Consider the following 26,748-nt stretch of genomic DNA (forward strand, 5'->3'; position numbering starts at 1 on the left):
GTAAATACTGCAAGAGCCATTTTTACACGATTTTTTTCTAAAAATTGTTTCTCAGTCTATAAGAAATAGTGTAATTTGGGCTTATATCGTTTTTTATATCAACAAGGTTAAACCATGCAAAATATTGCAATGTCATCAAAACTTAGCAGTGTATGCTACGACATTCGCGGTCCTGTTCTTAAACATGCTAAAAGAATGGAAGAAGAAGGGCAGAAAATTCTTAAACTAAACATTGGGAATCCCGCCCAGTTTGGTTTTGACGCCCCTGAAGAAATCCTTGTTGATGTAATTAAAAACCTACCAACCTCACAAGGTTACGGTGACTCAAAAGGCATTTATTCAGCGCGTAAAGCGGTTGTACAACACTATCAACGTCGTGGTTTATTAGATCTTGACGTAGAAGATGTGTACATAGGTAACGGGGCTTCTGAATTAATCGTAATGGCAATGCAAGCGTTGCTTAACAATGGCGACGAAATGCTGGTTCCTGCACCTGACTATCCTTTATGGACTGCGGCAGTATCGTTATCTGGTGGTAATCCTGTTCATTACTTATGTGATGAAGGGGCTGATTGGTATCCAGATCTTGACGACATCAAAAAGAAAATCACACCGAACACCAAAGGGATTGTATTAATTAACCCAAACAATCCAACAGGTGCGGTATACAGCCGTGACTTCTTATTGCAAATAGTCGAAATTGCTCGTCAAAACAATTTGATCATTTTTGCTGATGAAATTTATGACAAAGTTCTTTATGACGGCGCAATTCACACGACATTGGCGACACTAGCACCCGATTTACTTACCGTAACATTTAACGGTTTATCTAAAGCTTATCGTGTTTGTGGTTTCCGTGGTGGCTGGATGTTCTTGAATGGCCCTAAAGATCATGCTCAAGGGTATATTGCAGGTCTTGATATGTTGGCTTCAATGCGCTTATGTGCCAACGTACCAATGCAGCATGCTATTCAAACCGCATTGGGTGGTTATCAAAGTATTAATGAACTTCTGCTTCCGGGTGGCCGTTTATTGGAGCAACGTGATAAAGCGTATGAATTAATCACACAAATTCCAGGCGTGAGTTGTGTTAAGCCAAAGGGCGCAATGTACTTGTTCCCTAAACTTGATCCGAAGATGTACAAAATTAAAGATGACCAGAAATTCGTACTGGATTTCTTGATCAAAGAAAAAGTATTACTCGTTCAAGGTACCGGTTTTAACTGGCCAACACCTGATCACTTCCGTATCGTTACACTGCCTCGCGTAGATGACTTAGAAGTTGCGATCGGACGCTTAGAGCGTTTCTTACATACTTATAAGCAATAATAAATACGTACTAAACAAACGAAGGTCTGCATAATTGCAGACCTTTTTTTATTCAAAAAATAACTCAACGCTCTCGCACAAAATGATTCTGAACGATGGCATTAAGAAAAATCTCATTCTTCACGAATTTGAAATTTAAGGGAGCGTTTAAATCACCAAACAGTGGCGATCCACCACCTAAAAGTACCGGAATAGTGGTAATGATCATTTCATCAATCAGATCTTCTTTTAAGAAGCTTTGAATCGTCACACCACCATCAATGTATAAATGTTCAAATCCTTGCTCATTGATACCTTTAAGAACCTCTTTTAATGGGCCTTTAACTAAAAAAATTTTATCTTCGTAACCAACAGGGACGGAGGTCATTGTATTGCTTAATACAAAAACAGGTTTGGAATACGGCCAATCGACACCAAAACTTAATACCATATCAAGCGTATTTCGTCCCATCACCATTGCATCAATACGGTCAAAATGTTCTACATACCCCATCGAATTTTGATCTGGATTTGGTATTGTATGTAACCAATCAATACCGCCATTCTTATCTGCAATATATCCATCTAAACTTGTTGCTATAAATACGCTGTTTGACATTGTAGGCTCCGAATTTTATTCGTTTATGATCTTCACTTGGCTTTATATATTTCTTTCTATATAATTATTCTACACTGTAGAAATTAAAGATTAGTTTAACGAGAGGATTCGATGTCTGTCAAGGAGAAAAAGCGCGGAAGACCTAGTGGTTCAAATAAGCATCTTAGCCAAGATTCAATTATGAATATGGCAAAGAGTTTGATGAAAGAAGATGGGAAAGTCCCCAGTATTCGTAAGTTGGCTTTACATTTGAATGTCGACGCGATGGCAATCTATTATTATTTCAGCAATAAAAATGCCTTACTTGAAACCATCACAACATCATTAATTGAAGATATATATCAACCTGACAGTAAAGAGGATTGGGAGAATGAGCTAAATCTATTATGTGCCAGTTACTTAGCATTACTTCAGACCTACCCAGGCCTACTTGAAACCCTGCTTTCTATGTCGTCTCACAGCCCTGCGGCGGTATTTACCGAGCGCTTCAATGCCGTCATCCGAAAATTAAACTTAAGCGATGAAGCAAAGAAAAATGCGCTCGATCTACTCGCTGATTACTTACACGGATTTGCACTTGCATTAAACTGCAACCAAGCAGAACTAATCAATATTACAGAATATATAAAAGGGCCACTGCATTTCTATTGTGTCGCCCTTAAGCACTCAAACTAAGCAATTACCCCTTTAGGCGTCATATTAAAATGACGCTTAAACTCACGGCTAAATTGAGATGTACTGGTATAACCTACAAGGTGAGCAGCATCATTTACTCTTCGACCTTCCAATTGAATAAGCTCTTTCGCTTTATTCAAACGGACTTTCTTTAAATACTGCAATGGTGACTCTAGTGTCACTTTTCGGAATGCCGAATGAAACGCAGAAACACTCATGTTCGCTTCTTCAGCCAAATTCTGAACCGTAAGCCCATCAGCGTAAGATTGGTGCACTTTATTTAAGGCTTTTGCTACACGAGCATATTGACTGTCATGATGAGCAAGGTTAAATAATACGTGTCCTTCTGGACCAGTAAGCACTCGATAAACAATCTCAGTAAGTAATGACTCTCCGAGCATTTGAGTATCTAAATCACTGTGTAAAGCGAGCATTAAACGCTTACAACTCTCAAGCATATCATCAGCCATTTTAACCGATATTAATCCAAAGCCGTCTTGCTCAGAATGCGCTGAAACCTGAAACTTGGCATTTTCTAATTCACTCACTAATCGATGCAATAAGGCCGAATCAACATCAATACTTAATCCCAATAATGGTTCACCTTTTTCTGGAAAGGCTTCACACTCTAATGGCATTGGGACACCAACAACCAAATAATCATCAGGACCATAATGAACAGGTTGATTACCGATATGTATGTGCTTATGCCCTCGCCCCATAACAATAATCCCTGATTGGTAAACAAATGGTTGCCGTTGATTCCCTTTGCTACTGCGATAAAACCACACTCCGGGTACTGCCGTTTCCCTGATCCCTTCAAGATCATTAAAACCATAGCTGTCGGCATAACTTTGCATTAAATCACCAAGAGATTTCATCATTTTTCCTTTATTAGACTATGATCACATCTATTTACTTCTGTTTTAAAAAATACAGCCAATTGTAGAAATAGGCAATAAAAATACAGTAATTCACCTTTCTAAAGTTACAGTTCAAGACTAATATGCACTTATTGAAATAATAAGCTTTGTAAAAAACAGGGCATTCTTCTTTTGGAACCAATGAGGTACAGCAATGAAATTTTCTTATGTTAATCCTACCCAAATTCATTTTGGCCAAGGTCAAATCGCTGCCATCGCAACATCTATCCCACAAGATAAAAAAGTATTAGTCATTTATGGCGGCGGCTCTATCAAGAACAATGGCGTTTACGACCAAGTTGTTGCCGCTTTAGCTGACCACTCTTGGATTGAGTTTTCAGGCGTTGAGCCTAACCCAACGGTTGAGACATTAGATAACGCCGTTGCTATCGCAAAAGCAGAAAAGATTGATTACATTCTGGCGGTTGGTGGTGGTTCAGTTATCGACGGTTCTAAATACGTTGCCGCTGCAGCAAAATACGATGGCAATGGTTGGGATATTCTGATCGGTAAGCACACCGTAACAGAAGCAATTCCACTGGGTGCTATTCTAACGCTACCAGCGACAGGTTCTGAATCTAACTCTGGTTCAGTTATTACACAAAAATCAACTCAAACAAAACTGCCTTTCATGGCAGCAGCAGTACAGCCTAAATTTGCGGTACTTGATCCTGATTCAATGAAGACGCTACCTGAACGTCAATTAATCAATGGATTAGTCGATGCATGGGTTCATACTTGTGAGCAATACCTAACAATGCCAATCGGTGCAATGGTTCAAGACGGTTATGCTGAAACCTTACTTCGTAACCTACTGACTCTTGGCGCTCAATACGATAACCGTGATAATAACGAGTGGCGTTCAAACCTAATGTGGACAGCTAACCAAGCATTAAACGGCTTAATTGGTTCTGGTGTTCCACATGACTGGGCAACACACATGATCGGTCATGAACTAACGGCTCTGTATCACGTTGATCACGCTCGTTCTCTTTCTATCATTCAACCGTCTTTACTTCGTAACCAAATTGAAGCGAAACGAGCAAAATTAGAGCAAATGGGTAAAAACGTATTTGGCCTAGAAGCGTCTGATGATTTAGCAGAACGTACAATTATTGCAATTGAAACCTTCTACCATAGCCTAAACTCACCAACTGAGTTAACAGAGCACGGTGATGATAAAGCATCAGCAATTGATACCATCATCAAACAACTTGAAACTCATGGCATGGTTGCTTTAGGTGAGAACCAAGCAATTACTCTTGATGTATCTCGTGCAATTCTTGAAGATGCGGTGAAGTAGTTTTTACAACTGACTTAGCATCAACATAAAAAAGCCTGTTCAACTTAACAATACGGTTAGTTGAATCGGCTTTTCTCATTGTTAACGTCAGCAAATGTATTTATGTTATTTAATTACGGTCTGTTTCTTACGTTCCCACTGCGTAATAAAGGCTACCGATGCAATAATAATCGCAGCACCTAGCCATAAACGTCCCGGAGGAGCCCATCCAAAAACCATCCAACCGGCCAAGACATTTAATGGTAATTTGGCATGGTCAAAAGGCTGTACAAAAGACGCATCTGCCGCTGAATATGCTTTTACAATAGCCCATTGTGCCAACGCCGTCATGACACCAGCACCAAATAACAACATCCACATCGTCATATCACTAGGTACTTGCCATTCAGGTAACGCTAATAAAATATTAAACGGCGTGATCAATATCAGCAAATACACCACCATGGTTGATGGTGAATCTTTTGATGACATTTTCTTTACCATTAATGAATAGCACGCCCAAAAAAACGCAGCTCCAACGGGTAATAATGTTGCCCATGTAAAATCATCAGCCCACGGTTCAAGAATGATCATTGCACCAACAAAGCCTGCTAATGTTGCACACCAACGAGCGACACCTACTTTCTCTTTTAAAATAAGCCCTGAACCTATCGTCGCAAATAATGGGGATGTCATTAACAGTGCAATACCCTGCCAAATAGGCACTGGGTAGGCTAATGCCCATAGCCACAATTGAATACCAACAACAGCGAGAGAGACACGTATAACATGCATACCAAAGTATTCAGTTCTTAGTGAATTTCGGATCCCTAATGTGCGTAAATAAGGCAAAATAACCACTAAAGCAATCGCATATTGCACCAAAGCAACCATGGTTGAAGGCAATCCAAAATTAATGCTTAAATATTGGGCAATACTGTTAACGATAGCAAAGGCAAGGCCCGCAGTTAACATCCAAGATGCCCCTTGGACTGGTTGATGTTGAGACATAAATAAACGATTCGTGATAAAAAAGGGAATCAGATCATACGACCTATCCCCTCCTTTGCCAACCTATAATAACGCAGGCTATTTTATGAATTTGATGCTCAGTAATTTCAGCATCCATTTTTTATGCTTTAATAGCAATCTTGAACGAGGGAGCCATTTAGGTGTTTGTAAGGTTGTCTTCGCATGAGAAAAGGTTTTAAAGCCTTCAATACCGTGATAACTCCCTAAACCAGAATCACCAATACCACCAAAAGGCGCATCATCTGCCGCCACATGCATCATAGTATCATTCACGGCGACCCCACCACTATGAGTCTGTTTTATTATATTCTGAATCATCTCTTTATCGTTCGACATGATATATAACGCTAGCGGACGAGGGTGCGCTTGAATATAAGTGATCGCTTCATCTACGTTATCGTAACCAATGATAGGTAAAATAGGACCGAAAATCTCTTCTTGCATCACCAACATCTCATCACTGACGTTCGTCATCAGTTGCGGTAAAAATAATCGTCCTTGGTCATTACTTGATTCACCAATAGAAATAATTGTTGCCCCTTTATTTTGAGCGTCTTGGCTGTAATGAGTTAACCGATCATACTGAGTCTGATTAATAATATGACTGTATTCTCTTTTTCCTTTTTTCTCAGGAAATGCCTGTAGAAAACGCTGCGAATAACGCTGAATAAACACATCTACTTTGTCTTTCGGAATAAAGACATAATCAGGCGCAACACATATCTGCCCTGCATTAATCGATTTACCGAGCATAATGGCATCTACAGCAGTGCTTATTTCAGCATCATCAGCAATGATTACAGGAGATTTTCCTCCAAGCTCAAGAGTCACAGGGGTTAAGTTCTTAGCCGCCGAACTCGCAACTAACTTTCCTATTTGAGTTGAGCCTGTAAATAATAAATGGTTAAAGGGTAATTGAGAAAATTCAGCGGCTATATTTCCGTCCCCTTCGATGACGCAAATATGTTCAGTCAATGATGAAAATACACGACGCAATACCTGATTCGTTTCTGGTGTATATTCACTTAGCTTTACCATCACTCGATTACCCGCCGCTAATGCCGTCACAATAGGCGCTATACTTAAAAATATAGGAAAGTTCCACGGCACAATAATACCAACAACCCCAAGCGGCTGATAAGTAATCGATAGCGTTGATGGTGACAGCAATAATCCCGCTTTGCGTTTTTCAGGTTTAAGCCATTTTGGTACACGTTTTACGGTGTAATTGATGTGTTGAATGGTTGGCATAACATCACAAATCGTCGAATCAAATTTGCTACGAAACCCATAATCTGCGGTTAACGCGTCAATGACCGCAACTTGCTCTGCCAGTAATGCGGCTTTCAATGTCGATAAATGGCCCAACCTCTCTTCTTTTATTGGATAAGGATTACGTTGGTAAGCGTCTTGAAATTGCGTAAACTCTGATTTTAACTTAACTACATCATCCATTTTTCTTATTCCATTCAACAGATAGAACATGATTATAGCAAGGTATCTAAACGACTAAATAACAATAATGTTCAATTATGTGATGCTTCTATTTCTCAAATAACTGATTGATCTTTTTATGCCAAGTCTGTAATGATCACAGGGTAATAATTAATTCGAGAACAATAATAATGAATAAAACGATAGATATTACCCTTTCTCCCCATTGGGAAGACCGCATCAGTAACGAACAAAAGTTACGTCGTAATGATCAACGCAGCGTTTTTCAACGAGATCGCGCTCGTATTCTCCACTCGGCTGCCTTTCGTCGCCTGCAAGCAAAAACTCAAGTCCATGGCCCCGGCAGCGCAAATGACTTTTATCGCACTCGCCTTACTCATTCTTTAGAAGTCTCTCAAATTGGGACCGGTATTGTGGCTCAATTGAAATTGAGGCAACCAGAGTTTCGTCATTTATTAACCTCAACCAGTTTGATGGAGAGTATTTGTCTCGCTCATGATATTGGTCATCCGCCTTTTGGCCACGGTGGGGAAATCGCGCTAAATTACATGATGCGTAATCATGGCGGCTTTGAAGGCAACGGACAAACTCTGCGTATTTTGAGTAAATTAGAACCTTATACCGAACATTTCGGAATGAACCTAGCAAGAAGAACATTAATGGGTGTATTAAAATACCCTGCTTTTCTTGACCAAGTTCATTCTAAATACAGACCGGATGATGTGACTAACTTACGTCACTTAAAATCCATTGAATGGCATCCGCCTAAAGGAATTTATCGTGATGATGAGAGCATTCTACATTGGATAACCGCCCCATTATCTGAAGCCGATAAAGCGTTATTCTCTACTTTTCGCTTTCAAAAAGAAAATGACAAAGTACATAAAAAAACCCGTTTCAAATCCATTGATTGCTCAATCATGGAACTAGCCGATGACATAGCTTATGGCATTCATGATCTTGAAGACGCGATAGTCATGGGTATAGTGACTCGTAACCAATGGCAAGAATCAGTCGCAAGCAAACTTGCTGAATGTGGGGATGAGTGGTTTGAAGCGCATATAAATAACATTGGAGATAAGCTGTTTTCAGGCCTGCAATATCAGCGTAAAGACGGTATCGGCGGCATGGTTAATGCGTTATTAACGTCCATTACCATCCAAAAAAGCACCTTTGAAGAAGAGCAATCATTCGAATCAGAATTACTAAAATGGAATGCTTATCTAAGCCCATCAATGAGCTACGCTCTAGACATTCTTAAGAAATTTGTCGGTCAATACGTAATTCATAATTCTGAAATGCAACGTATTGAATATAAAGGCCAACAAATTGTAATGGAAATTTTTGACGCACTGAATTCAGATCCAGAGCGTCTATTACCCGAAAATGATAAAAGAGAATGGCGTGAAGCAAAAGAAAGTGGCACAAACCACCACCGGATCATTGCCGACTATATCGCTGGTATGACTGACGGTTATGCGCAGCGTTTATATAATCAACTCTTTGTGCCAATTTAACGATCTGTTGATACCACCAAAAGAACTACTCTGAACGGTAGTTCTTTTGGTAAACGCCTTCAGGCATTTGACTAATATGAAATTCGATCATGTTATCGAACGCAATCAAAATTGAATCGAACTTATCTCCATCTTCCACAATCGAACCGTCTAAATCCAATTGACTCAAAACATGGTATCCCGCTTCCGCGGTTGATAACGCATTATCTTTAGGTGCCTTACGCACTCGATAATTACCTGATAACTCGGTATCCAAATGAACTTTTGGAAGTCCATGTAAATTGGTCGATAATTGCCACATTTTATACGCTTTTTTCCACGTACCATCCAATAAGATAATCCGTTGTTTCTGATCTGAATCTATCTTTTGTCCGTTAATTGCCTTACTTTCATTATCGAGAAAGAGCACCTGATGAAGATAGTCATCTTGTGCTAACAATTGATTTAACTCGTTATGCTCGGTAAAGTTTTCACCAATAAACGTACGACAATTTGCCAGACTTAACGACAATATTTTCGCGGTACCTAATGGGCGCTTAGCTTCTGTTGGATGCTGTAGTATGATTAATTCAACATCCGTTGTGATTGGTGTTATCCACTCACAAATACAGGCTTTTTTTGTTTTTAAGCATTGCAGGCAAAATCGAATCACAGAGGACCTTTTGTTTGATTAAATTACTATTACCTATTTTAGCTGTGCTTGCTCTAGCTCAACTAAACGTAATTTCTGGTTATCTTGTATGGGATAAGAGTTTAATCATCAATGGTGAGCTTTGGCGGCTTGTTACAGGTAACTTTACACACACTAACCTCCCCCATTTATTGATGAACAGTGCCGCACTGTGTATTTTTAGCGTCATCTTTAAAGATTATCTAAATACAAAGAAACTGTGGGGATTATTGCTTGCCCTCAGTGTTATGGTTGGTTCACTTTTACTTCTCTCACCAATTGAACGCTACGTAGGTTTATCTGGCGTATTACATGGGCTCTTTGTTTGGGCTGCCATCGAAGACATTAAGCACAAACGTTATACTGGTTGGCTTCTCTTACTGGGCGTTCTCGCTAAAATAGGTTGGGAGCAACTATTTGGAGCAAGCGCATCCACGATTTCCCTAATTAACGCCAGTGTCGCAACAGACGCTCATTTATTTGGAGCACTCAGTGGTGGAATGCTCCAATTGTGTGTCTTTTTAGTGGCTAATAAAGCTTCTGACGACCCAAAATAGAATGAGACAACGTAGTACCGTCAACTAACTCTAACTCACCTCCCATTGGCACACCGTGAGCAATACGACTTGCAGACACGTGATGCTCTTGGCATATCTCCGCAATATAGTGCGCCGTAGCTTCACCTTCCACCGTTGGGTTTGTGGCAAGAATGACTTCTTTTATGTCCCCACGCCCTAAGCGGTGGTCAAGTAAATCCAGTCCAATATCACTTGGGCCAATACCGTCTAATGGGGATAAATGCCCCATCAATACAAAATAGCGACCTGAGAATTGTCCCGTGGCTTCCACTGCAACGATATCGGCAGGGCTTTCAACAATACACAGCTCACCGTTCATTTGACGCTTAGGATTAAGACAAATTGCACACGTGTCTTCTTCGGTAAACGTTCGACACTCTGAACAATGCCCAATTTCAGACATGGCACGAGAAAGTGCATCGGCTAATTGCATACCACCTTGTCGATTACGCTGTAGAAGATGAAATGCCATTCGTTGGGCTGATTTTGGTCCAACACCGGGAAGGCATCGTAACGATTCCATTAATTGTTCTAATAAACCACTGGTTCGCATAATTTCTTATATTCCTAAATAGAAAAAGGCAGCTATGAGCCGCCTAATTACCCTAAGATAAATAATGCGTTATTCATCTTAGTTTTTATCAATTAAGATAAATTAGAATGGCATTTTAAATCCTGGTGGCATTTGCATTCCACCAGTTACACCCGCCATTCTTTCTTTTTGTGTTTCTTCAATACGACGAGATGCATCATTGAACGCTGCTGCGATCAAATCTTCTAGCATTTCTTTTTCGTCTTCTTCCATTAAGCTTGGATCAATTTCAACACGACGAACACTGTGAGAACCAGTGATTGTTACTTTAACAAGGCCAGCACCAGATTCACCAGTGATTTCCATGTTTCCAATTTCTTCTTGCATTTTCTGCATGCGATCTTGCATTTGCTGGGCTTGCTTCATTAAGTTGCCCATGCCGCCTTTTCCACCGAACATATTCATTCTCTCTTAGTGTTTATATCTTTAATACTACAAAAATGGGGATGATATGTAGAATTTCAACCCATTCTTACCTTATCTTTCTTTAAATTGGTCTCACGCTTTCTTGATCTATTTCTGCACCGTAACGCTGCATAAAGAAATTAACATGAGGATCTTGTTGCAAGCTCTGGTATGCCGTCTGTAATTTAGTTTGATACATTTGCTCACGTAACTCTAACGGACTTGTACCTTCTGCACTAATCTCAATATTTAATTTAATCTCTTTGTTTAGAGCAGAGCTCAACGCTTGGCTAACCAATTCATGCGCCTTGTCATTAATTAAATGTGATTGTGCAGAACGTAAATGCAATGAAACCTGATCGTCATGTTCTTCAAAAGAAGAATTCAATACAAGTTGTTGTACCAATTTAGGCAACGCTAATGACATCGCTAATGCAGACCACGTATCTTGCTTTATTGTTTCATCAACAAGTTCTTGAACCATCTCAGGTGTTTTTTCATGTTCAAGTGCCTGCTTTAATTTCGTAGGAGTAATATCACTCACTACTTTTTTCACTTCAGGCTGACTGGCTTTCCAACGGTATGGTTCTTCTGGCTTTTTCTCTTGAGAAACAGACGTTCCAAGTTGCGACACCTGAGTACGAGGAGCGAGATGTTGCTTTTCAGCAATACGTTCTAACACTGAGCTCGTTTTTTTCTTATCGGATGCCGCACTACCCTTTTTTGGGCTAGTACCGGTGGTTGTATTTGATAAATTATTTTTTGCACTACGTAATTGATTACGCACACCTAATAACCCACTTCTTGGGGCTGCTATAGGCTCTTCTGGTATATTTTGCACTGGTGCGGAATCAGATTGTGATGATTCCCCCAATGGTGGTGCATCATATACTGGCGGTTGAGCCTCTGTAGAATCTAACGGTGCTGAACTAGATTGTTGCGAATTAGAAACCGGAGAATACACCGTTTGAGATACTGCTTGCGGTTGCATTGGCTTAGGAGCAACAGGCACTTCAGCATTTGGAGCTGATGCAATAACTTGCTGAACTCTAGAGGCTGGCGCAGGTTGTTGAGGTGCAACATTTACGGCAGCAGGTTCCATACTAGGCACGGCAATCGGTAATGCCTCTATTGCTTGAGCATGCACAGGACGAAATGCGACCATACGCAATAACATCATCTCTACGCCCGTTTTTTCGGTTGGGGCTAAAGGTAAATCATTACGGCTTTGTAATGCAATTTGGTAGAACAATTGAACTTCTTGTGGTGATAACTGACCACTCAATAATTCAATTCTCTCAGCATCCGGTTGAATTTTATCTAACGTTGCAGGTAACGCTTGGTACATCGCCAATTTATGCAGTTGTGCCGCAATTTCTTTTGCTAACCCATCCCACTCGACACCAATATCTGCTAAATCATTGATACAGCTCATCAGCGTTTGCATGTTTTTTGTGCTGATCGCTTCTAGAATACGAATCGCTTGATCGGTATCTAACGTACCCAACATCATAGACACAATATCAGCAGTTACATTACCATTACCTAACGCAATAGCTTGATCGGTCAAACTTAATGCATCACGCATACTGCCATCTGCAGCATGAGCTATCAGCCCTAACGCTCTTCCATCTTTAGACACTTCTTCTTTGTCTAAAACGAGATCTAATTGCGCATGAATTTGATCAACACTGATGTGTTTCAGATGAAACTGTAAGCAACGAGATAAAATCGTCACAGGCAGCTTTTGTGGATCGGTCGTGGCTAATATGAATTTGACGTATTCTGGCGGCTCTTCCAATGTTTTTAATAATGCATTGAAACTGTGTCGCGATAGCATGTGAACTTCATCGATCAAGTAAACCTTAAAACGACCACGCGCAGGTTTATATTGAACGTTATCTAATAGATCACGAGTATCTTCTACTTTGGTTCTAGAAGCGGCATCAATCTCAAGTAAATCGACAAATCGTCCTTCATCAATTTCTTTACAGGTAGAACACACGCCACAAGGTGTTGATGTAATCCCCTCTTCACAGTTTAGTCCTTTAGCGAACAAACGAGCAATAGTAGTTTTACCCACACCGCGAGTGCCACTAAATAAGTAAGCGTGATGAAGTCGATTATGGTCAAGCGCGTTTTCCAACGCCGTAAGCACATGGGATTGACCAACAACATCTTTAAAATGATGTGGTCGCCATTTACGTGCCAGAACTTGATAGCTCATAGAATACAGCCCAAAATAAAATAGATCTAAATCGTAGCACAGCAAAAAAATGAGATCTTCATTGATAGAGAGATCTCATTACATTTATTGTGTATATGAAGAATTAGTGACCAGGAAACTCACAAATACTGTACACGTTTAGACCTAAGCCTTCTAAACGCGTTTCACCACCAATTTCTGGAAGGTTGATAACAAATGCAGCGTGCTGAACATCACCACCAAGTTGGCGAATAAGTTTCACTGTTGCTTCGATGGTTCCGCCAGTTGCAAGTAAATCATCAACAACAAGAACCTTGTCACCTTCAACAATTGCGTCTGTGTGAATTTCTAACGTATCTGTTCCGTATTCAAGATCATACGTTTGTGCAATCGTTGGACGTGGCAATTTACCCGGTTTACGAACTGGGACAAAACCAACACCTAATTCTAGTGCCAAAGGAGCACCAAATAAGAAACCACGAGCTTCAGTTCCAACGATCTTGGTAAAACCACCTTGCTTGTACTTTTCAACCAATAACTGAATCGTTGCTTGGTAAGCTTTTGGATCTTCCATCAAGCTTGTAACATCACGGAACATGATGCCTGCTTTTGGATAATCAGGAACAGATTTAATGCTATTTTTGATAAGTTCTAATGTTTCTGTAGACATGGTTTAAAGACCTAATTGTACCGATAGCCGGTATCTTAAAAAATTAACCGACTAATGGTATTCACTTTCTTCACTATGAGCAAGTTAGGACGACGGTATTTTTGAAAACCAAATTAAGAGTGCTATTCCGATCACAGCAATAATCCCTTTAACCCAGATTATTGGAGCTATACAGATAGAAAGAACAAAGCTGCCAACGATCATAATAACGGCTTTCTTCTTAATCTTTTTGCTAATCGTTTTTTTACTTTGCCATTCAACAATTGGGGGGCCTAAATAGCGATGTGAAATTAACCACAAATGGATTTTTGGAGAAGCCCGCATAAAACAAGCACTAGCCAGAAGAACAAAAGGCGTTGTCGGCAATAAAGGCAAAACAATACCGATAATGCCTAACAATAAAAAGAATCCACCAAAGAAAAACCACAAGATTTTATGAGAAAATTTAAGCAAAGTATCTCTACAATTTAAATACAACTAACTGCCATTATCGCTCTATTTAAAAAAACGAATCAACCTTTAAAACGAATTCAATTCCATTTTAAAACTACTGCAACCCACGCAATTTAAAGACAGGCTATTATTGGCTTTAGCAATTGGGAAGCGCTGCACTTTATTATTGGATCTTTCAGACGTTAAGAGTTCACCGATCTGGAGTACATGACGTGAATGTGTGCTTTCCCATACGGCCCCTAAACCCGCTGACAAAATAAACAACGCCTGCTCTGCAAAATCAACATAACCAAAAAGAGCAGAGATAGATTCGCTCTCTTCCATCGTTCCCATCCCTTTCTCTATTGATTCGACCATTTTAGAAATAACGTCCAGAGAAATATGTTGATCTCGGATAAAATCATTAAAAAATGCTCGTATAAGTAAACAAGAAACGACGCTATTCTCGCCACCAGATTGAGAATCAACAAGATAGAAAAACAAACGGCCATCCAATAACCATTCATAATCAAAAATAAGTGGCATACCATCTGTTGATTGCAATAAGCGATACGCTAATTTCCACTCGCCGTGCTGAGCATCACTCTCAGGTAATAGTTCAAATAACAATTCTCGGCCAATGTTCGGTTCATTTTGCAAATGCTCTAAGTGCCAATGCAATTCTTCAGTGCAACTTTTATCAAGATCAGACGTTCGGAACCATTGACTTGAAAAGTCCTGCATTCTTAAACTGCTTTCTTCACTCAATTTTAAAGCCGACACTAATGATTTAACTAACAGGGATACATTGCTGATTGGTTTAACCAAGAAATCTTTTGCTCCCAGTCTTAAAACCTTAGCTACATCTTGCATGTCTCCCGTACCCGAAATGACAATGATTGGCAGCATTGGGTACTCCAACACTACCTCTTCTACAAATTCAAGGCCATTCAAGATCGGCATAGATAAATCACACAACAAAACATCAGGCAAAGAATGCTGTAGCATTTGTAATCCTTCAAGACCGTTATTCGCCTCTTTAACATTACATGAGTAAGATTCTAAAACTGCTTTGACCATAGAGCGGAATATGGGATCATCGTCTACAATTAACACGTCTTTGTTCACCAATAAGTCTTCGACTGGTGTATTGTCTTCTTTTGTTTTTTCTTTTATTTGCTCTATCGACATACGACTACCCTCTGCACGTTTTATTAGCGAATAATGTTAAGACGCCTTTTTATTGTTCATCTTATGAATTTAGTTCGATATCTCAATGAGCACAAATAAATTAACCAATATTACTCGCAAAATTATCATTACCTGACTTTTACTGATAGATTTCCACTTTAGTTGACTTATAACAACACCTACTTTAGTGTTTTAGTTACAATTCTACATTCGCTAAACCAGAGAGAATCTCAATATCATGAAGTTAGATGATTTAAATTTGTTTCGACAAGTAGTGGATAATGGCAGCTATACTGCAGCATCAAGAAAGACTCTAATCCCTGTTGCAACAATTACTCGTCGCATTCAAGCCTTAGAAGATTCCTTAGATATTCGCCTTCTCAACCGCCATGCAAGAAAACTGTCTCTCACCGAATCTGGTCAAAAATTTTATGACGAATGTTCTCCAATTCTGTCTAACTTAGTTAATATCAGTGAATATTTGAGTGAAGAATGTCGTGGTGCCGCTGGGAAACTTAATATTGCGGCTCCCTCTAATTTAACAAAACGCATGATACAGCCTATTTTAAATCAATTTATGCTGATTTATCCTAATATTAATATCAACCTAACCATGAGCAACCAACCTGAGCAGCTAGACCCAACGGATTGGGACATTATTTTCAGAGTTGGAAAACAACGTGACTCATCTCTTATTGCTCGCCAAATTGGTTCATTAGAAGATATTTTAGTCGCTAGCCCTATTTACTTAGAGCAACGTTCTGAACCGACTCATGCTCAAGAATTACATGACCACAGCTTATTGAAAGGCCATCCATTAATGCGCTGGCGCTTAACTAACATTGAGGGTGAATCAGTAACGATTACTGATGCGGGTCGTTTTGAAGCCAGTGAGCTTAATGTTATTCGCATGGCTTGTTCTGATGGCTTAGGCATTACGTTAATGCCTGATATTATGATCAGTAAGTACCTTGAAGACGGTTCATTAGTTCGCGTATTAAAAGATTGGTCAGCCAACCCTAGAGACATTTACATGATCTATAACTACAAAGATCATCAGCCTGAAAAAGTACGATTATTTATTGATTTTGTTAGTAATCATATTCCAAAATAACAAAAAAGCCTGTGAATACATCACAGGCTTTTTTAACTTTATAGGCGTAACATAATTAAAATACGTTCATTTCTAAACGAATTTAAACGCCTTCATTGTAAATATCTAAACTTGCCACATCTTGAGCTTCGCTTTCTTGCTTAGCATCATCCCCACGTAAACTTTCGAGGTACTCTAGGTAGTTTTGATCTACATCACCGGTAACATAGTGTGCATTAAATACCGATGTTTCAAATTGTTCAACTTCTCGGTTACCACAGCCAACCGCATCAACTAAATCAGATAAATCTTGGAAAATTAATGCATCTGCACCAATTTTCTGGCAAATTTCATCGACTTCACGACCATGAGCAATCAACTCGTTTGCACTCGGCATATCAATACCGTATACGTTAGGGAAACGAATCTCAGGTGCTGCTGACACCATGTAAACATTTTTAGCACCCGAATCACGAGCCATTTGGATAATTTGTTCTGATGTTGTGCCACGAACAATTGAATCGTCAACTAGCAGTACATTTTTATCTTTAAATTCAGAACGGATTGCATTCAATTTTCGACGTACTGATTTTTTACGTTCTTGCTGCCCTGGCATAATAAACGTACGACCAACATAACGGTTTTTCACAAACCCCTGGCGGTATGGTTTATTAATAATTTGAGCGATTTCTAGTGCAATATCACACGATGTTTCAGGGATCGGAATAACCACATCAATGTCGAGATCATCCCACTCACGTTTAATTTTATCACCTAAGCGTTTGCCCATTTCAAGACGTGCACTATAGACCGAAATTTTATCAATAAAAGAATCTGGACGAGCAAAATACACAAACTCGAAAATGCATGGATTTAACTTTGGATCGTGCGCACATTGTTGTGTATACAATCCGCCTTCAAATGGCGCATAAATGGCTTCGCCAGGAGCGACATCACGAACAAAATCAAAACCAACCGCATCCAAAGCAACAGATTCAGACGCAACCATGTACTCGGTACGACCTTCAACGTCACGCTTCCCTAAACACAAAGGACGAATGCCATTTGGATCACGGAATGCAACCATACCATGCCCGATGATCATTGCAGTTACCGCATACGCACCACGAATTTGCTCATGCACGTTAGCGACGGTTTTAAAAATGTCATCAGCTGTAAGAGGGTAATGAGTGGTTGAATCAAGATGATGAGCAAAAATATTTAATAATACTTCTGAATCTGACGTTGTATTAACATGACGACGTTCTTGTTCAAATAAGGTCTCACGGATTTCATTCGCATTGGTTAGATTACCATTGTGCGCCAATGTGATCCCAAATGGTGAGTTAACATAGAAAGGTTGAGCTTCAGAAGCACTAGAACTGCCTGCAGTAGGATAACGAACATGGCCGATACCAACGTTACCTTTTAGGCGTTGCATGTGTTTTGCTTCAAATACATCTTTAACCAAACCGTTCGCCTTTCTTAGACGGAAACGATTGCTTTCTACGGTAATAATACCAGCAGCGTCTTGGCCACGATGTTGTAACACAGTCAAAGCGTCATAGATTGACTGGTTTACAGGTGTTGCGCCTACGATTCCAACAATACCGCACATGTCCTAGAGTCCTTTATTTGATAAAAAACTGGCGCTATTTAGCGCCAGGAAGAAAACTTGATGTATCTTTTAAGTAATCAAAGAACCATTCAATTACTACCGAGAATTGCGGTATCAATTGAGATTGCTTCCACCACTCCGAATCTGACAATGAGGTAAAGGCATCAATAAAAAACAGAACAGCCGCTATAATTAGCACCCCTCTTAATCCACCGAAAACGACACCTAACACTCGATCTGTTCCAGACAGCCCTGTTTTCTGTACCAACTGGGCAACCACATAGTTAACCACAGCACCGACAATCAAGGTGGCCACAAATAAGGCAGCTATTGCACTGCCGTTTCTGACCATTTCATCATGGATATTTGTAAAATATGCCGCCAGTTTTGGATAAAAGTTGCTCGCAACAAAGAAAGCACCAAACCAAATAACCAATGACAAGGCTTCTTTTACAAAACCTCTAATCAAACTGATAAAAGCAGATAGGCTAATCACGCCTAAAATGACAAAATCGATCCAAATCATAATATATATTTTCTCTCTTGCTGCGCATTTTAACAGAAAAATCCGCTACGCAAACGTTTTCTTATGGGTTTAGTGGTGCAAATTTAAGCAATTGACCATTTAGTCCCGTAATTTCTTTTAGTTTAGGTAGCTGTTTCTCTAGATCGGGTTTTGACACATCAGGGCCTACTGCCACTCTAACTAAATCGCCTTCTTTAGGGTTTTTAGGAAAAGTATGCGCTTGGAAACCTTGTTTTCTTAACTTCAAAGCCAAGTTTTTTGCGTTATCCGCATTTCTGAAAACACCGAGTTGGATAATCCATGCACTTTTAGCATAATCAATTTTAGGTGTTTTTTCTGCCTCAATCGACGCGGGTTTTGTAACAATGGTTAGGACTTCTTTCTCAGGTTCTGTCGGCGAACTACCAACAGTCACTTCAACAGGTTCTCCTGGAAGTTCTGCATCAAAATCAATCGGTTCTTGTATTGCGAATTGCTCTACATCTTTAGACAATTCAGGTTTAATCGGAATACTCGCAAACTCTTCTTGATACGATTTTTTCTTACCATCAAATAAGTCGGGTAATACAATAACTCCAATAGCAACCAAAATAATGGTGCCAACTAAACGTCGTTGAAATGGACTAGACACTCATGTACCTCACGATCCTTGTTTCCAGTAATTCCATACTTCACCAACCGTATGGAAAGAACCAAAAACTAAAATTAATTCATCATCACCAGCGTGTTGAAGTGCAACTTTAAATGCCTCAACTGGTGAACTGTATTCTGTTGTTTCTTGCTCTATAAATGCAACAAGTTCACTTGCTTTCGCGGCACGGGGCCCAGAAAGAGAAGCAGGATACCAAACATCAACAACGCCCGTGAACTCATTCACTGTCGATTCAATGTCTTTATCATGTAGCATACCAACTACTGCATGAATTTTCTTATTTGGGTAACGCAGTCTTACTTGTTGTACTAGATAATGAGCAGAATGTGGATTATGTGCGACATCTAAAAGAATAAGTGGCTCAATGATCTCTTCACCACGGGTTAGTATTTGCATACGACCCGGTAAATGTGCGGCTTTCAACCCTTCGACAATATTAACATCCGTTAATTCTAAATCAGCACAGCCAAGCGCCATAATTGCCGTTGCCGCATTAGCAAGCGGTAATTTAGGTAGAGGAAGACCCGTTAAGTCAAATGCCCCACTCTGCCAAGACCATGTTTTATTGTCTTCATTTACCTTATAAGTAAATTGATACCCTACTTGATGCAAATCTGCATTAATATCATCCGCATGGGCAGCAACGCTCGATGGTGGATTAGGTTGACCACATATTGCGGGTTTGTCTGAACGGAATATCCCCGCTTTTTCAAACCCAATCACATTAATATCATCACCAAGCCAATCAACATGATCAACCGCTAAACTTGTGATAATAGACACATCATGATCAACAACATTAGTTGCATCTAAACGGCCACCAAGACCGACTTCAAGCAATAGCACATCCACTTGATGCGCTTTAAAAGCCCATAACGCAGCTAAGGTACCAAATTCAAAAAGGCTTAATGGTGTGTCTTTACGCCACGCTTCAATGGCAGCAAAAGATTGAGAGATAAGCGAATCAGATAGATCGTTACCATTGATACGAATACGTTCATTGTAACGAATAAGATGAGGGGAGCTATAAACACCAACACGGTAACCTGCATTGAGTAAAATAGATTCCATTAACGCACAGGTAGATCCTTTACCATTGGTTCCCGCAACAGTAATCACTGTAGGGGCAGGTTTTGTCAATTTTGCTCTCTGTGCGACACGCTGAACACGGTCAAGGCCTAAATCAATCGCACTAGTATGAATACTTTCTAAATAACGAAGCCACACCGATAAATCAGATGTGGCTGTCGGAGAATCAAATGTTGTCATTGTTCAACTACTTCACTGACGGAACGTAGTTACAGTATATTGACTTAAGGTACTTATTTAAAGAAAGAAATAACACCCTAAGACAATTTACATTTGATTTAATTTTTTACAGAACCATCAACAGGAACAACTAATGGTGATGCTTGATTTGTCATTTTAGCCATCAAACCACCAATACGTTGACGCATTTCACGACGGTCAACAATCATATCGATAGCACCGTGCTCTAATAAAAATTCACTGCGTTGGAAACCTTCAGGTAAATCTTCACGTACTGTTTGCTCAATAACACGACGACCAGCAAAGCCAATTAATGCTTTAGGTTCACCGATATTAATATCACCCAGCATTGCTAAACTTGCAGAAACACCGCCCATTGTAGGGTCAGTTAATACAGAGAAGAATGGTAGGCCTTTACGAGATAAACGAGCCAGTGCTGCACTTGTTTTTGCCATTTGCATTAGAGACATAAGCGCCTCTTGCATACGAGCACCACCACTTGCAGAGAAACACACTAATGGACAGTTGTTTTCAATCGCTGCATCAACTGCTTTAACAAAGCGAGCGCCAACAACTGAACCCATAGAACCGCCCATGAAGGAGAATTCAAATGCACAAGCAACGATAGGCAATTCTAACAATGTGCCTTGCATTACGATAAGCGCATCGGTTTCATTACTTGATTTTTGTGCTGCTGAAATACGATCTTTATAGCGTTTTGAATCTTTAAATTTTAAAAGATCTTTTGGTTCAAATTCTTGACCAAGCTCAACACGACCTTCCGCATCTAAAAATGTTTCTAGGCGCTTACGAGCTTTCATACGCATGTGATGATCACATTTTGGGCATACTTCTAGATTACGCTCTAGCTCTGCTGAATAAAGCACTTGTTCACATGACGTACACTTCGTCCAAACCCCTTCAGGGATAGATGCTTTACGTGAACTAACAATATTGCTTGTATTAAAAATCTTTTCAAGCCAACTCATGGACGACCTTTTCTATTAGTGATCTCTCGCACCATCGCAAGAGAAATAAATTCAATTAACGATGATTAAACCATAAATAATGACCAGTGTAGATAAAAAACTGGTTGTACCTATTTTCAATATTGAATCCACATCTACTTTTTACACTATTTTAAGGTTTAATCTTTATCATTAATTGAATCAATTATCTGGTAAAAATAAAGGCCCTAACGGAACTCTAGGCAAATCCCACTCTTTAGGGTAATCAACATCAATAAGATATAATCCTTCAGCTTTTGCTGTTGCTCCTGCTAGCTTGCGGTCTTTCGCTTCTAGTAACCACTGCACCCACTCAGGTTTTTTCTTGCCTCTGCCCACTTCGATTAGGCTACCTGTAATGTTTCGGACCATATGATGAACAAAGGCATTCGCTTTAATATCAATAACAATAAAATCGCCATGACGCGTTACTTTTAAGTGTATTAAATTACGCCAAGGGGTACGTGACTGACAGCGAACCGCTCTAAAAGACGTAAAATCATTCTCTCCCAGTAGATATTGGCCAGCTTCATGCATTAAATCAGCATCAAGTGTTTCATGATAATGACTAACACCATGACTAAAAATGGCTGGGCGTTGACGATTATTAAAAATAATATAACGATAACGTCGCGCGGTAGCAGTAAAACGAGCATGAAAATCTTCGTTTACTTCTTTAACCCAACGAACCGCAATATTTTTTGGTAGGTTAGCATTCACTCCTACCATCCACACTGGCAATTTACGCACGCTATTTGTATCAAAATGTACTACTTGACCTGTTCCATGTACGCCAGCATCCGTTCGGCCTGCACACATAACCTCAATCGGTTCATTAGCAACGACCATTAAGGCTTTTTCCAATTCTTCTTGGACACTTGTTACGTCTTTTTGGGACTGCCAACCGTGGTAACTGGCACCATCGTACTCAATACATAAAGCTATTCGCATGATTTCAATTCTTTTTATTCAGTTATACGCCATTATAAAAAAAGGCGGAGCTCACTGCCACCGCCTTTTTAAGATTGTTGATGTAAAAGTTAATCGAGTTGCTTCATCAACTTCTCAGCTTCCACTTTAAGCAGAGGATCATCACAACGTAATACCTCTTCTAATAATTCAAGTGCGCCTTTATCATCGGACATTTCAATGTAAGCTTTCGCTAAGTCTAGCTTACTATGAGCATCGCTATTTATATCGACATCATGAGCTTCTACATTTCCTAGAACATCAGGGAATTCATCCAAACCAACATCAAGGTTTAACTCTTCATCATCAATGTCTGTTCTTTCACCGCTTTCAGCTTCAGCGATCAAAGCATCAATGCTTAGGAATTGATCCGCCCTATTCGGCGTATTTTCTAAATTTGGTTGCTCTGACCAATCTTCATCTTCTAATGCGTCGTCAACATTCGATGTGTCATCAAGAGAGAAACCACTCCAGTCGCTTCCTCCATCTTCTAACATACTATCAATATCTAAACCGGCACTATCAACATGCGTTAATGCTTCTTTTTCTTCATCAGATACTTGCGATGAAAAATTAAAAGGTGCCGCCGTCTCATCCGTTAAAGGAGTCACTTGAAGATCATCTTCTTCTTCAAGTGCAGCTAAAGCATCTTCAATTGATAAACCATCAAATTGATGATCTTCTTTCTCTATATCATCAACTAAAGGAAGTATATCTTCTTCATTATTCGCTTCAGATAACTCAGTATCATGCTCACGTGAATCATCAGTAAAGTCAGTTGCGTTTGATGCAACAAAATCATCCAATGAAAAATCACTTTCGTCTTCGTTCTCATCTTCAGAAATCATGTCAGATAATGGTATCTCTGATTCTTCATCAGTAACAAGCTCTTCGATTTCTGGCGTTTCAATGCCAGCTTCCTCATCACTTATCTCTACATCAGTATCAAAATCAGCCAATAAATCATCCAGTTCCGATAACGTCTCATCTTCTTCAGTAGCCGTCTCTGTTTCTTCTAATTGAGAAGATACTTCTTGCTCTTGTGGACGTTCTTCGTTATCTAAAAGAAGTTCATCATCAACATTAATCTCATCAAATAATGATTCTTGTTCTTCTTGTTCAGAAAGAAGATCACTAATAGTACTTTCGTTTAGGTCTTCGCTATCTGTTGGAATTTCTGACTCTAGAAGTAACTCTTCGTCATCAATATCAAACGCGTCAAGTTCGTCATTCTCTTGCGAAGCTGATCCTGTTTCTTCTGCCAGTTCAACGTCATTATGCTCTTCTGTATCCGTATTCAACGTTTCAATAACGTCATCTTCAAGCTCGTTATCTGTTGGCATTTCAGATTCTAGAGATAACTCTTCTTCATCAATATCAAACGCGTCAAGTTCGTCATTCTCTTGCGAAGCTGATTCTGTCTCTTCTGCCAGTTCAACGTCATTATGCTCTTCTGTATCCGTATTCAACGTTTCAATAACGTCATCTTCAAGCTCGTTATCTGTTGGCATTTCAGATTCTAGAGGTAACTCTTCGTCATCAATATCAAACGCGTCAAGTTCGTCATTCTCTTGCGAAGCTGATCCGATCTCTTCTGCCAGTTCAACGTCATTACGCTCTTCTGTATCCGTATTCAACGTTTCAATAACGTCATCTTCAAGCTCGTTATCTGTTGGCATTTCAGATTCTAGCGGTAATTCTTCATCGATATCAAACGCTTCAGTCTCAAGAGCGGTTTCTGGTTCAAATAAAGAAATATCATCCTCTTCATCATCACTTTCAACTAACCAATCTTCATCTCTCGGTGTTTCTTCAGAAAGCGTCTCTGATACTGTTACACCTTCTTCAGCATCATCGCCACTCTTTCCCAGAGCTTCTTCCTCATCAGAATCATCACCGATTAGTTCATCTAATAAAGCGGTACTGTTTTCATCTAATTCAAACGTAGAATCATCCTCGTCGTCAGCTAATAGTTCATCTAAAAGCGCCGTACTGTCTTCATCTATTTCAATATCATCAAGATCGGTACTATCGTGATCTGACTCTTCAAGTAATTCATCTAATAATGCAGTGCTATTATCATCAAGCTCTAAATCATCGTCATCATCATTTGATTCAGCTAACATTTCATCTAATAACGAAGTGTTATCATCATCAATGTCTAAGTTAATATCGTCGTCATCTGATTCAGCGAGCATTTTATCTAGCAATGCCGTGCTGTCATCTTCAAGCTCTAAACTTGTATCCGATTTTTCATTTTGTTCAGGAAGTATGTTATTCAATACTTCCGTGTCGTCATCAAGATTAAAATCAATACTGTCGTCTTCAGTATTAGCCATATCACCTAATAATGATTCGAAATCTACGTCTTCTTCTAGACCGCTTTTTTCTGGTTCAGAAACAATTTTAGTTTCTTCTTTTTCATCCAAATCCCAACCTTGGTCTAAGACAGATTCTTCATCTTCTTCAGTATCCATTGATGAGAAAAGATCATCTAGCATCGATTGGTCTAATTCACCACCTTCAAGATCTTCATTGTCTTCAAGTTCTGGTGATTTTTTATCTAAAGCCGATAGATCAGAATCATCAATTAATGATAAGTCAAAATCATCATCCTCCGCTTCTAGATCACTTTCAGAGAATAAATCACTATCAAAGTCGTTTAGGGCTTTTTCCATTTCTTCTAAGCCAAGCGCCTTTTCTTCTGCATCAACAGTTAATGCGCTGCCTGACATATCAAGATCGTCATCCAAATCATCTAAACTATCAAGATCATCTAAATCACTTAACTCCGAATCTCCTTTTGATAATAATGAATCTAAATCGTCTTCATCATCTAACGATGCAAACGGGTCATCAAGAGAATCTGTGTTTTCATTTTCAAACTCCGCGAACAAATCATCGTTAGAATCCGTGTTCGTATCGTCACCGAATAAAAACTCATCATTATCTAGATCGCCTAAGATATCATCGTCATCATCTAAGCTGATCTCTGGAATATCATCATCCATATTGAAATGGTCATCAGGCATAATCAGAGCTGACGGTAGATCGGTTTGCGTATTCTCTTCTGCTTCTTCTTCCTCTTCTTTCTTACGACGTGATAAGAAGAAAGCAATGAGGCCTGCGATTAACGCACCAGGAATTAACGCAAGTAATGCGATCAAACCAGGGCTTGATGCCAATTTATCCATTGAACTTGGTTCTGCTTTTTTCTCAGAAACGGCAAGTTGTTTTTGCTCAGTAATGAATTTCTCAACTTCATTACGAATACGATCTTCATTGCCTAGTTCATTTTTTAAATTATCAACTTCATTTTGAACTTCAGCTAATCGCACACGTAATTGATGATTATTTTCTTGTAACGCTGAGAACTCTTGCTCTGTTGTTGCAAGTTCTGTTTTTAACTCACCAAGGCCAGTTGTTTTTTCTGCCATTACTGGCGCTACTGTTTTTTCTACTGCGGTTTTTTTCTCAGTAAACGTTGGTTTCTCTAGTTTTGGTTTTACATCTACTTTAGGTTCTGTGGATGCTTTAGGAGCTACCGACGATCGAGTGTCTGCTTTTTTCTGTGCCGTTTGTTTCTTTTTATGTGCGGCAAGTAATTGCTTCGCATCATCCGTATTTTCACGACGAACTTGTTCTAGTGTTGGTAGACGTAAACGGCTTTTTGGCTCTAAACCATGAATATTGTTATTTTCAAAGGCTTGTGGGTTTAGACGATAAATAGCAAGTAAGGTTTGCTGTACCGATGTCGTCGTTGATGGATTAACACGACTTGCAATAGACCAGAGGGTTTCATTTTCACCCGTTGGTCCATAAATTTTAGTTGCCGTCGGAGCGCTAACCGCAGAAGAAGAAGCCTTAACTGTTGAGGTTCTTGTTGGTGATGCAGGGGCAACCACTTGCGAACTGATCGTTTGATCTTTCCCATCAGGACCAACAATTTGAATTGTACTTGCAGCATTCGCAACCGAACACTGAGATGCAACGAACAACGCTAAAGGTGTTAGCGTTTTAAAGAATTTTTTAGATGCGTCAGACACTAGAGATGCCTCT

The 26,748-nt window shown here is 39.6% G+C and carries 24 protein-coding genes; 6 read left to right on the plus strand and 18 right to left on the minus strand.

What is annotated here, in order from left to right:
- Positions 1-114: 114 nt before the first annotated feature.
- Positions 115-1,329, plus strand: a complete 1,215-nt coding sequence (locus AACV33_RS13130; protein ID WP_012549851.1) for a pyridoxal phosphate-dependent aminotransferase — start codon at positions 115-117, stop codon at positions 1,327-1,329.
- Between the two features lie 64 nt (positions 1,330-1,393).
- Here the strand turns inward: AACV33_RS13130 and AACV33_RS13135 are convergent, their stop codons facing one another.
- Positions 1,394-1,927 carry a dihydrofolate reductase family protein gene (locus AACV33_RS13135; RefSeq protein ID WP_017022954.1) on the minus strand — a complete coding sequence of 178 codons (534 nt, stop codon included), beginning with the start codon at positions 1,925-1,927 and terminating at the stop codon, positions 1,394-1,396.
- 111 nt (positions 1,928-2,038) lie between these two features.
- On the opposite strand from AACV33_RS13135, the gene AACV33_RS13140 reads away from it, so the two are divergent.
- Positions 2,039-2,602 (plus strand): TetR/AcrR family transcriptional regulator, encoded by a 564-nt coding sequence (locus AACV33_RS13140; protein WP_023603571.1) that lies wholly within the window; start codon positions 2,039-2,041, stop codon positions 2,600-2,602.
- Here AACV33_RS13140 and AACV33_RS13145 read toward each other — a convergent pair.
- A complete protein-coding gene (locus AACV33_RS13145) occupies positions 2,599-3,483 on the minus strand; it encodes an AraC family transcriptional regulator (RefSeq protein WP_017022952.1) in 885 nt (294 codons plus the stop codon). The two genes, AACV33_RS13140 and AACV33_RS13145, sit on opposite strands and share 4 nt — an antisense overlap.
- Before the next feature lie 196 nt (positions 3,484-3,679).
- Here AACV33_RS13145 and AACV33_RS13150 point away from each other — a divergent pair, with 196 nt between their 5' ends.
- A complete protein-coding gene (locus AACV33_RS13150; protein WP_023603572.1) occupies positions 3,680-4,828 on the plus strand; it encodes an iron-containing alcohol dehydrogenase in 1,149 nt (382 codons plus the stop codon).
- 105 nt (positions 4,829-4,933) lie between these two features.
- Here AACV33_RS13150 and AACV33_RS13155 read toward each other — a convergent pair whose 3' ends face one another.
- Both AACV33_RS13155 and AACV33_RS13160 read right to left on the minus strand, forming a co-directional pair.
- Positions 4,934-5,818: a DMT family transporter gene (locus AACV33_RS13155; protein ID WP_012549847.1), complete on the minus strand. Its 885-nt coding sequence runs from the start codon at positions 5,816-5,818 to the stop codon at positions 4,934-4,936.
- 78 nt (positions 5,819-5,896) lie between these two features.
- On the minus strand, positions 5,897-7,294 hold the full coding sequence (locus AACV33_RS13160) for a coniferyl aldehyde dehydrogenase (RefSeq protein ID WP_026469730.1): 1,398 nt from the start codon (positions 7,292-7,294) through the stop codon (positions 5,897-5,899).
- A 170-nt stretch (positions 7,295-7,464) separates the two neighbouring features.
- Between AACV33_RS13160 and AACV33_RS13165 the strand changes: the two genes are divergently transcribed.
- Positions 7,465-8,811 carry an anti-phage deoxyguanosine triphosphatase gene (locus AACV33_RS13165; RefSeq protein ID WP_023603574.1) on the plus strand — a complete coding sequence of 449 codons (1,347 nt, stop codon included), beginning with the start codon at positions 7,465-7,467 and terminating at the stop codon, positions 8,809-8,811.
- Between the two features lie 25 nt (positions 8,812-8,836).
- On the opposite strand, the gene AACV33_RS13170 is transcribed toward AACV33_RS13165, so the two are convergent.
- Positions 8,837-9,463 carry a tRNA-uridine aminocarboxypropyltransferase gene (locus AACV33_RS13170; protein WP_017022947.1) on the minus strand — a complete coding sequence of 209 codons (627 nt, stop codon included), beginning with the start codon at positions 9,461-9,463 and terminating at the stop codon, positions 8,837-8,839.
- A gap of 14 nt (positions 9,464-9,477) precedes the next feature.
- On the opposite strand from AACV33_RS13170, the gene rrtA reads away from it, so the two are divergent.
- A complete protein-coding gene (rrtA, locus tag AACV33_RS13175; protein ID WP_012549843.1) occupies positions 9,478-10,038 on the plus strand; it encodes a rhombosortase in 561 nt (186 codons plus the stop codon).
- Here rrtA and recR read toward each other — a convergent pair.
- The 6 genes from recR to AACV33_RS13205 all read right to left on the minus strand — a co-directional run bounded on the left by recR (position 10,010) and on the right by AACV33_RS13205 (position 15,555).
- A complete protein-coding gene (recR, locus tag AACV33_RS13180) occupies positions 10,010-10,612 on the minus strand; it encodes a recombination mediator RecR (protein ID WP_012549842.1) in 603 nt (200 codons plus the stop codon). The two genes, rrtA and recR, sit on opposite strands and share 29 nt — an antisense overlap.
- Before the next feature lie 102 nt (positions 10,613-10,714).
- Positions 10,715-11,050 carry a YbaB/EbfC family nucleoid-associated protein gene (locus tag AACV33_RS13185; RefSeq protein WP_012549841.1) on the minus strand — a complete coding sequence of 112 codons (336 nt, stop codon included), beginning with the start codon at positions 11,048-11,050 and terminating at the stop codon, positions 10,715-10,717.
- Between the two features lie 88 nt (positions 11,051-11,138).
- A complete protein-coding gene (gene dnaX, locus AACV33_RS13190; RefSeq protein ID WP_182699360.1) occupies positions 11,139-13,283 on the minus strand; it encodes a DNA polymerase III subunit gamma/tau in 2,145 nt (714 codons plus the stop codon).
- A gap of 103 nt (positions 13,284-13,386) precedes the next feature.
- Positions 13,387-13,932, minus strand: a complete 546-nt coding sequence (gene apt / locus AACV33_RS13195; protein WP_012549839.1) for an adenine phosphoribosyltransferase — start codon at positions 13,930-13,932, stop codon at positions 13,387-13,389.
- An 84-nt stretch (positions 13,933-14,016) separates the two neighbouring features.
- Positions 14,017-14,409, minus strand: a complete 393-nt coding sequence (locus AACV33_RS13200; RefSeq protein WP_182699361.1) for a YbaN family protein — start codon at positions 14,407-14,409, stop codon at positions 14,017-14,019.
- Between the two features lie 42 nt (positions 14,410-14,451).
- Entirely contained in the window at positions 14,452-15,555 is a 1,104-nt protein-coding gene (locus AACV33_RS13205) for a response regulator (RefSeq protein ID WP_017022944.1), read from the minus strand.
- A gap of 238 nt (positions 15,556-15,793) precedes the next feature.
- Between AACV33_RS13205 and AACV33_RS13210 the strand changes: the two genes are divergently transcribed.
- Complete coding sequence (locus AACV33_RS13210) at positions 15,794-16,669, plus strand: LysR family transcriptional regulator (protein WP_012549836.1); 876 nt, start codon at positions 15,794-15,796, stop codon at positions 16,667-16,669.
- Positions 16,670-16,751: 82 nt separating this feature from the next.
- Here the strand turns inward: AACV33_RS13210 and purF are convergent, their stop codons facing one another.
- The 7 genes from purF to AACV33_RS13245 all read right to left on the minus strand — a co-directional run bounded on the left by purF (position 16,752) and on the right by AACV33_RS13245 (position 26,735).
- Positions 16,752-18,266, minus strand: coding sequence for an amidophosphoribosyltransferase (gene purF, locus AACV33_RS13215; RefSeq protein ID WP_017022943.1), 1,515 nt, complete (start codon positions 18,264-18,266; stop codon positions 16,752-16,754).
- A gap of 34 nt (positions 18,267-18,300) precedes the next feature.
- Positions 18,301-18,792, minus strand: coding sequence for a CvpA family protein (locus AACV33_RS13220; protein WP_012549834.1), 492 nt, complete (start codon positions 18,790-18,792; stop codon positions 18,301-18,303).
- Between the two features lie 61 nt (positions 18,793-18,853).
- Positions 18,854-19,423, minus strand: coding sequence for an SPOR domain-containing protein (locus AACV33_RS13225; protein WP_017022942.1), 570 nt, complete (start codon positions 19,421-19,423; stop codon positions 18,854-18,856).
- Between the two features lie 9 nt (positions 19,424-19,432).
- Positions 19,433-20,713 carry a bifunctional tetrahydrofolate synthase/dihydrofolate synthase gene (gene folC / locus AACV33_RS13230; protein ID WP_023603577.1) on the minus strand — a complete coding sequence of 427 codons (1,281 nt, stop codon included), beginning with the start codon at positions 20,711-20,713 and terminating at the stop codon, positions 19,433-19,435.
- 98 nt (positions 20,714-20,811) lie between these two features.
- Entirely contained in the window at positions 20,812-21,702 is an 891-nt protein-coding gene (gene accD / locus AACV33_RS13235) for an acetyl-CoA carboxylase, carboxyltransferase subunit beta (protein ID WP_012549831.1), read from the minus strand.
- Between the two features lie 180 nt (positions 21,703-21,882).
- A complete protein-coding gene (gene truA, locus AACV33_RS13240) occupies positions 21,883-22,671 on the minus strand; it encodes a tRNA pseudouridine(38-40) synthase TruA (protein ID WP_017022940.1) in 789 nt (262 codons plus the stop codon).
- Between the two features lie 89 nt (positions 22,672-22,760).
- Positions 22,761-26,735 (minus strand): FimV/HubP family polar landmark protein, encoded by a 3,975-nt coding sequence (locus AACV33_RS13245; protein WP_182699362.1) that lies wholly within the window; start codon positions 26,733-26,735, stop codon positions 22,761-22,763.
- Positions 26,736-26,748 lie beyond the last annotated feature (13 nt).

The organism is Aliivibrio sp. SR45-2 (genome assembly GCF_963890165.1).
GTDB lineage: Bacteria > Pseudomonadota > Gammaproteobacteria > Enterobacterales > Vibrionaceae > Aliivibrio > Aliivibrio salmonicida.